Below are 7,919 nucleotides of genomic sequence, written 5' to 3' on the forward strand. Positions count from 1 at the left end.
CGGGAACTCAGCCGCCGGGATGGTCGCGGATGCCCTGCTCGAACGCCTCGCGGTCCGCCTCGCTCAGCAGCATGGGGGCGAGGAACGTCAGCTGCAGGCCCTCAAGGGGCTCGCCCGTGCGGGCGTGCTGGGCCTCGCGCGCCGCGCGGAAGTCGCCCGTGGGATCGCGCGAGAGATCGTGGAGCGTGGCGTAGAAGAGGGTCGTCTCGCCGCGGTCCGGGCTCAGCCGGTCGTCCATGCGTGAGCTGTACCACTCCCACATCGCCTGCGTGTCCGGGTCGTCGCTGCCGTAGAAGCGCGTGAGGACACCCGGGTCGATGCCGGAGCGCGGATCGTTGAGCGGCAGGAGGTTCCAGTACCCCCCGCTCACGAGCACCTCGTCGATCGTCGCCATCACGGCGTACTTGCGGGAGACGTCCGTGATCGGCTCGACGGTCGCCCAGCTCGGCGACGTGTACTCGACCAGGAGGGACTCACCGCCGTATCCGTTGCGCTCGGGGCGGAGATCCTCGCCTCCCGCCTGCACCCAGGTGTACCCGTACTCGGCGCTCAGGCGGTCGCGCACGCGTTCCAGCAGCGCGTCGGTCTCGTCCCGGACCTGCTCCAATGAGCGCCGCGCGAGGATGTCGTCGGGGTCGACGCCACGCACACCGGGGTACGCGGCCCGCGGGTCGCTCGCGCCCGGATAGGTGCCGGCGGCCGAGGTGTGCACGGCGCTCAGCGCGCCGACGGTCGCGACGTTCACGAGGAGGGTCAGCGCCAGCGCGATCCCCGCGAGCGTCCGCCCGCGGCGCACCACGAAAGCCGCCACGATCGCCGCCGCCACGAGCAGCTGGATCGTCAGGGCCGTCACTCCGTAGAACGCGTCGGTCGCGCCGAACGCGAGCATGCCCAGGAGCACCAGGGCGAACAGGCTCGCCCCGGCGAGCGCGATCCACCCGAGCGGATGGGCGCGGGGCCGCGGTCGCGGGGGCGGGGCCGCGAAGGTGCCGAGGCCCGGGATGGCGGCGGCATCCGGGTGCACCGGGATGCGCCGCGCGCCGCGATAGCCGCCCGGCGGCGGCAGCGGGGGAGCGCCGTCCGTGCCGCCCCGGTAGCGATCCCGCGGGGGGATGCCGGACGCGCCGCCTACCATGGCCGCTCCACTCCGGTTCCGGGCGGCTCCTCGCCGCGCTCCTCCCGCTCGCGCGCGCCGTCCGTCAGCCGGTCCTCCAGCTCCTGGAGCTGATCGGGCGACGGGGTCGGCGGACTGGGTTCGGGCTGCGGGTCGGACGGCGGGGGGCTCTGCTGGTCCTGCCGGTCCTGCTGCTCGCCCTGCTTCTCGAGCAGGCGGTCCTCGAGCCGTTCGAGGCTCTCGGTGGTGCTGCGCTCGGGATCCGGCGACTGCTCGTCGGCCTCGGGGGTGCGGCACTCGTCCGGCGTGGCGAGCGTGACGTCCATCGCCTCCGCGTAGAGCTCCGCGGCCGCGTCGGGCTCCCCGCGGCCCCGGGCGGCGTCGCCGAGGCGCTCGATCACGAGCGCGAGGTTGACGCGCACGGGGCACTCCTCGAGCCCGTTCGCGAGCGCGAGGGCCTCCTCGAGCTTGGCGCGGGACTCCGGCAGGCGCTCGGCCGCGGCGAGGGCGACGCCGAGGTTGTACGGCGCCTTGTACGGCTCGAACCAGTTCAGCGGCGCCTGCCCCTGCGCCGCGCGGATCGCGGCGGGCGCGTCGTCGGCCAGGGTCGACGTGATCGTCTGGTGGGCGAACGCGTACATGCTCAGGATCTTGGCGACCACGACGAGCGCGACCAGCGCGAACGGCGCGCCGCCCCACAGGATCCAGCGGCGGACACGCCGTCGCGTGTCCGCGCGGGGGGCGTCGTGACGGTTCATGCGCGTCTCCCGTCCTCGGGTCGTCCGCCCGCCCGGTCCGGCCGGCCCGGGCGGGCGAGGCGGAGCGTGCGGGCGAGGTGGGCGGCGCCGCGCGCGACCTCGACCGCGAGCAGGCCGGCCACGAGCAGGGCCACGAGCCACGACAGCTCGATCGTGCTGCCCGGCGTGCGCGCCTCGGCGACCACGGACGTCGCGGCCGGCGCGGGCGGCAGTTCCGGCGCGGTCTCCGCGGTGCGGTGCTGGTACGGCACGCCGATCTCGTCCGCGATGGTCTGCAGGGCCGCCTCGTCGATGCGCGACAGCGCCGGTTCGGCGCCGTCGAGGATGTACGGCGCGGCGTCGTCGTCGCCGCGACCCGTGACGGCCCGCATCCGACCGCCCTCCTGCGTGCCGTAGCCGAGCACCGCGCCGCCGTCGACGAGCGCGGCGCTGTCGGCGAAGGACTCCGGGGCGCCGGGGGCCGTCTGCTCGCCGTCCCCCAGGTAGAAGACCATGCGGGCGCGCTCCGGCGAGGATGTCGCGGCCGCGCGCAGCGTGTCGGCGAGCATGGCGCTCGCGACCCCGATCGAGCTGCCGCGGGCGTTCTGCGTGACGGGCGGCCGCAGCACCTCCATCGCCGTGATGAGCGCGTCCACGTCGGTCGTGAGCGGCAGGCGCAGCTCGGCGTTCGTGTCGAACGTGAGGAGCGCGAAGCGCGCCCCCGGGTAGGCGGCGACGAGCGCCTGGACGTCGGAGCGCACCCCGTCGAGCCGCGGGGAGCCGTCGCCCCAGTCCTCCGCGGTGATGCTGGAGGTCGCATCCACGACCAGCACCACATCCGTGTCGGTGGCGACGGTCTGGGCCGTGCCGCCGGGCATCCCCGGGCGCAGCGCGAGGACGGCCACGGCGACGACGAGCAGCACCCGCAGCGCCCACGCCAGGCGCGAGGAGGCCGTGCGCGATCGCACGAGCGCCCACGCGGCGACGCCCAGCGCGGGGAGGACGATCACCGCGAGCGGGAGTGGCGGGAGCACAGGCTGCAGGATCACGGGATGCAGGATCACAGGCTGCAGGATCACAGGCGTGCCCTCCACATCAGCACGACGCCGCCCAGCACGGTGAGCAGCAGCAGCACGATCCAGACGGTCGGCTCGTCGGCCCACACGACGCGGGCCTGCCCGATCAGGGCGGTGGCCTCCTGCCGCTGCACCTCGGAGATGATGTCGCCGACCGTGGTGGCGCCGCGCAGCGCGTACGCCGCGCCTCCCGTGCTCGCCGCCGCGGCCGCGAGCTGAGCGCTCACGTCGGCGTCCTTCCCCTCGACCGGGTTCAGCGCGAAGACGCGGACCCCCGCCGCGGCGGCGAGCCCCGCGGCTTCCTCGAGCGTGACGATGCTCGCCCCGTTCACCTCGTTGTCGGTCGCGAACACGATCGAGCGGGACCGCTCCTCGTCCCTGTGGTCGAAGCGCAGGGCGCAGGCGGCGAGCCCGTCGCCGATCAGCGACGCCCCCGCGCCGTTGAGCGTGCCGAGCCAGTGCTCCGGCACGTCGTCGACGTAGTCGAAGCTGCGCCGGATGCTCGCGAGCTGATCGCGCGCGAACTCGTAGTCGTCGGTGAGGGGGAAGACCTGCACGGGGGAGCTGTTGAAGATCGTCAGCCCGATGCGCTCGCCCTCGAAGCCCTCCAGCAGCTCCTCGAAGACCGTGATCACCTCGACGTCGACCTCGCTCATCGACCCCGAGACGTCCAGGCACAGCATGATGTCGCGGCTGGTGTTCTCGGGCACGATCGTCTGCTCCGCGAGCGGGCGGGATCCGACCACGCCGCCCAGCAGCGCGGCGGTGGTCGCGAGCGCCAAGAGCCCGGCGACCGCGGCCGCGTGGCGGCGCGTGGCGCGCCGCACGGCGGGCAGGTCCCGCACGCGCTCGGCGCGCGCGACGAGCGCGGCGTCGACCGTGCCGTCCCGGCCCGGCCGGCGACGCCAGCCGTACGCCAGCCCCGCCCCCGCCGCGGCGAGCACTGCGGCGGCGACGGCGATCAGGGGCCAGACGGTCGCTAGTGCCATGCCGCGACCACCTCTCGCGCCGCTGCCGCGCCCGCGATCGGGTCGACCGGAGGGCCGCTGCGGAAGATGCTGGGGTAGTAGTGGCGCTGCAGCGCATCGAGGAGCGCCGGGTGGACCCCGCGCGCCGCGAGATCCTGCAGCGTCATGACCGGAGCCTCGAGGCCCGAGTACTCGTTGACGAACTCGCGGACCGCCCGGCTCAGCTCCGCGTTCGCGCGGCGCGGGTCGAGCTCGCCGGCGCGGTACGCCTGCTCGATCCGGTCGATCCGCTCGCCGTACTCGTGCCGCAGCTGCGCGAGCACGTCGAGCGGCACGGGGGCGGGTGGTGCGGGCGGGGGCTGCCGCTCGGCACGCGACCGGGTCAGCAGCACCACCAGCCAGGCGAGCGCGACGAGCGCCGCGAGGATCCCGAGCGCCAGCAGCAGCCACCCGACGCCGTACTGGGCCGGCGGGTACAGCTCATCGGGTCCCGACATCAGCCCTCCGGTGCAGCAGGCGGAGCAGCTGCGGCACGGCGTCGTCGTGCGATCCGAGCGCCGCGTGCCCGATGCCCAGCGCGTCGAGCGCCGCGCCCCGCCGGGCGTCCTCGGCCTCCCGCTGCTCCCGCAGCTCGCGCACGACGGCGTCGTCGCCGTGCAGGAAGGCGGGCACGGCCCAGCCGCTGTCGACATCGCGCCGCTCCGCCCGCGCGGGCGACCGGGGCGCGGCGGCGAGCACGGGATCGGCGTCGCGCACGGTGATCCAGAGCAGGTCGTGCTGCACGCGCAGGCGCCGCAGCAGCCGCTCGGTCTCGTCGCCGAGCGGCTGCTCGTCGGTCACGACGACCACGATCATGCGGCGGCTCACGCTGCGCACGACGGCGCGCAGCAGCTCGTCGCGGGCGCTCGCCGCGGCGTGCGGCGCCGCGGCGGCGTCGATGGCCCTGAGCGCGTGCTCGAGCGCGCCCTCCGACCGGCGCGCGGGGGTCCGGCGCACGCCCGCGGCGTCGCCGTGCAGCACCGAGAAGTCGTCGCCGTGGCGGAGCGTCAGCACGCCGAGCGCGCCGACCGCGAGGATCGCGAGGTCCTTCTTGGGGCGTTCGTCCGGCGCGAGCGCCGCCATGCCGCGCCCGGTGTCGACCACGAACAGCACCGTGTGCATCCGGGTGGCGCGCGACCGCTTGACCAGCAGCGTCGACAGCCGCGCCGTCGCCCTCCAGTCGATGTCGCGGATGTCGTCGCCGTGCTCGTAGGCCCGCAGGTCCTCGAAGTCGAGGCTGCGTCCGCGCAGCAGCGACGCGTGCGCGCCCTCGAGCGCGTGCAGCGACTTGCGCGACGAGGGGATGAAGAGGCGGCTCTTCACCCGCGTGAGCAGCGTGGCCACGGGGCGTCCTACGGCGTCGGCACGGCGGCGAAGACGGCGTCGATCAGCTCCTCGCTGCGGACGCCGTCGGCCTCGGCCTCGAACGTCAGCAGCACGCGGTGCCGCAGCACGAGGTGCCGCAGCGTCTGGATGTCCTCCGGCAGCACGTGCGCGCGGCCGTTGAGCAGCGCGAGCGCGCGGGAGCACTGCAGGAACGCGATGCTCCCGCGCGGGCTGGCGCCGTACTTGACGTAGCGCGCGCGCTCCTCGCCGATGTACGCGGCGGGATTCCGCGTGACGTAGCTGAGACCCACGATGTAGTTGCGGATCGCGGGGGAGACGTGGATGCGCCGCGCGATGTCCTGCAGCATGAGCACGTCGTCGAGCGTCGCGGTGCTGCGGACGTGATGCTCGGGGTCGAGCGCGCCCGTGTCGATCCGCTCGAGCACCGCGAACTCCTCCTGCGGGCTGGGGTACTCGACGATCTCCTTGAGGAGGAAGCGGTCGAGCTGCGCCTCGGGGAGCGCGTACGTCCCCTCCTGCTCGATGGGGTTCTGCGTCGCCATGACCAGGAACGGCTTCGGCAGGCGATGCACCTCTCCGCCGATCGTCGTCTGATGCTCCTGCATCGCCTCGAGCATCGCGCTCTGGGTCTTGGCGCTCGAGCGGTTGATCTCGTCGAGCAGCACGAAGTTGGCGTGCACGGGCCCGAGCACGGTGCGGAAGCTGCCCGAGCTGGCGTCGTACACCTGGTTGCCGGTGATGTCGCTCGGCAGCAGGTCGGGCGTGCACTGGATGCGCTTGAAGCGGCCGCTGACCGTGTCCGCGAGGGTGCTGGCGGCGGTGGTCTTCGCCAGGCCCGGCACGCTCTCGAGCAGGATGTGCCCGCCCGCGATGAGCGCGACCAGCAGGCTCGAGCGCAGGCGCTCCTGGCCGACCATCTTGGCCGAGTACGCCTCGGAGATCCCACGCAGCACGTCTGCCGCGCGGGCGAGCTCGGCCTCGGACGGCGCGCCCCGCCCGTCCCCGTGGATCGACGGCTCGCCCTGCCGCTGCTGTTCCTGCTGCAGTTCCATCCGGCGCGGTCCCCCTCGCTCGCGAAGGTGCGTCGCGGGCCCCGTCCGGATGCCCCGTCGGCCGCGGTCGTCACGGCGCCGCCCCTCCGCCCTCCAGGCTACCGGGAGGGGGAGACGCCGAGCATCGCCGGGCCCGCCGGTAGACTGACCGGGGCCTTCGCGGCCCTCCCGGACGCCGCCTCCGGCACCCGGGCACACCGATCCCATCAGGGGGTATTTCCATGCCAGGCATCGTCATCGTCGGCGTCCAGTGGGGCGATGAGGGCAAGGGCAAGGCCACGGATCTGCTCGGGGAGCGGACCGACTGGGTCGTGAAGTTCAACGGCGGCAACAACGCCGGCCACACGGTCGTGGTCGGCGACGAGAAGTACGCCCTGCACCTGCTGCCCTCGGGCATTCTGTCGCCCGGCGTGACGCCGGTGATCGGCAACGGCGTCGTGGTGGATCTGGAGGTGCTGTTCGCCGAGCTCGACGCGCTCTCGGCGCGCGGCATCGACGTCTCCCGGCTGAAGGTCAGCGCCAACGCGCACCTCATCACGCACTACCACCGCACGCTCGACAAGGTCACCGAGCGCTTCCTCGGCAAGCGCCAGATCGGCACGACGGGGCGCGGCATCGGCCCCGCGTACGCGGACAAGATCAACCGCGTGGGCATCCGTGTGCAGGACCTGTTCGACGAGAGCATCCTGCGCCAGAAGATCGAGGGCGCGCTCGATCAGAAGAACCACCTGCTGGTCAAGGTGTTCAACCGGCGGGCCATCACGTGCGACGAGATCCTCGAGGACCTGCTGTCGTACGCCGACCGCCTCGCGCCCCTGGTCGCCGACACGGGCCTGCTGCTGAACGACGCCCTCGACGCGGGCGACGTCGTGGTGTTCGAGGGCGGGCAGGCGACCATGCTGGACGTCGACCACGGCACGTATCCGTTCGTCACGTCCTCGTCGGCGACGGCGGGCGGGGCGTCGACCGGCTCGGGCGTGGGACCCGGGCGCCTGGACCGCATCGTCGGCATCGTGAAGGCGTACACCACCCGCGTCGGGTCCGGGCCGTTCCCCACCGAGCTGTTCGACGAGAGCGGCGACTTCCTGCGCGCGCGGGGGTTCGAGTTCGGCACGACGACCGGCCGCCCGCGCCGGGTCGGCTGGTACGACGCGCCGATCACGCGCTACGCCACGCGGGTCAACGGCATCACGGATCTCGTGCTGACCAAGCTCGACATCCTCACGGGGCTGGACGAGATCCCCGTCTGCGTCGCGTACGACGTGGAGGGCCGCCGCTTCGACGAGCTGCCCGTCAACCAGACCGACTTCCACCACGCCAAGCCGATCCTCGAGATGTTCCCCGGCTGGCACGAGGACATCTCCGGCGCGCGCACGTTCGAGGACCTCCCGCAGGCCGCGCGCGACTACGTCCTCGCCCTCGAGCAGATGAGCGGCACGCACATCTCCGTCATCGGGGTCGGCCCCGGCCGCGACGCCGTGATCGTCCGCCGCGACCTCCTCGACCGTTGACTAGCTGTGATGTCCAGGGACGTTGTTTCCCGACACGGGGCTGAGCTTGTGCTGGGGTGAGGGCCTCCGGTTGTG

8 protein-coding genes are annotated in these 7,919 nt (G+C 73.7%); 1 reads left to right on the forward strand and 7 read right to left on the reverse strand.

Annotation, left to right across the window (positions count from 1 at the left end; translation table 11 throughout):
• Positions 1-7 precede the first annotated feature (7 nt).
• Genes IEX37_RS14640 through IEX37_RS14670 form a run of 7 tightly spaced genes read right to left on the reverse strand, consistent with a single transcriptional unit; the run spans position 8 to position 6,333 of the window.
• On the reverse strand, positions 8-1,135 hold the full coding sequence (locus tag IEX37_RS14640) for a hypothetical protein (protein WP_188757112.1): 1,128 nt from the start codon (positions 1,133-1,135) through the stop codon (positions 8-10).
• On the reverse strand, positions 1,129-1,872 hold the full coding sequence (locus IEX37_RS14645) for a tetratricopeptide repeat protein (RefSeq protein ID WP_188757113.1): 744 nt from the start codon (positions 1,870-1,872) through the stop codon (positions 1,129-1,131). Before IEX37_RS14645 ends, IEX37_RS14640 begins: the two co-directional genes overlap by 7 nt.
• A complete protein-coding gene (locus IEX37_RS14650) occupies positions 1,869-2,930 on the reverse strand; it encodes a VWA domain-containing protein (RefSeq protein WP_188757114.1) in 1,062 nt (353 codons plus the stop codon). Before IEX37_RS14650 ends, IEX37_RS14645 begins: the two co-directional genes overlap by 4 nt.
• Positions 2,927-3,916, reverse strand: coding sequence for a VWA domain-containing protein (locus IEX37_RS14655; protein ID WP_188757115.1), 990 nt, complete (start codon positions 3,914-3,916; stop codon positions 2,927-2,929). Before IEX37_RS14655 ends, IEX37_RS14650 begins: the two co-directional genes overlap by 4 nt.
• Positions 3,907-4,392, reverse strand: coding sequence for a hypothetical protein (locus IEX37_RS14660; protein WP_188757116.1), 486 nt, complete (start codon positions 4,390-4,392; stop codon positions 3,907-3,909). The genes IEX37_RS14655 and IEX37_RS14660 overlap by 10 nt, the downstream gene beginning before the upstream one ends.
• Positions 4,376-5,278, reverse strand: a complete 903-nt coding sequence (locus tag IEX37_RS14665) for a DUF58 domain-containing protein (RefSeq protein WP_188757117.1) — start codon at positions 5,276-5,278, stop codon at positions 4,376-4,378. The genes IEX37_RS14660 and IEX37_RS14665 overlap by 17 nt, the downstream gene beginning before the upstream one ends.
• 8 nt (positions 5,279-5,286) lie before the next feature.
• Entirely contained in the window at positions 5,287-6,333 is a 1,047-nt protein-coding gene (locus IEX37_RS14670) for an AAA family ATPase (RefSeq protein WP_188757118.1), read from the reverse strand.
• Between the two features lie 221 nt (positions 6,334-6,554).
• On the opposite strand from IEX37_RS14670, the gene IEX37_RS14675 reads away from it, so the two are divergent.
• Positions 6,555-7,844 carry an adenylosuccinate synthase gene (locus IEX37_RS14675; protein ID WP_188757119.1) on the forward strand — a complete coding sequence of 430 codons (1,290 nt, stop codon included), beginning with the start codon at positions 6,555-6,557 and terminating at the stop codon, positions 7,842-7,844.
• Positions 7,845-7,919: the final 75 nt, after the last annotated feature.

This window comes from Microbacterium album, from assembly GCF_014643695.1.
In the GTDB taxonomy this organism is placed as follows: domain Bacteria; phylum Actinomycetota; class Actinomycetes; order Actinomycetales; family Microbacteriaceae; genus Microbacterium; species Microbacterium album.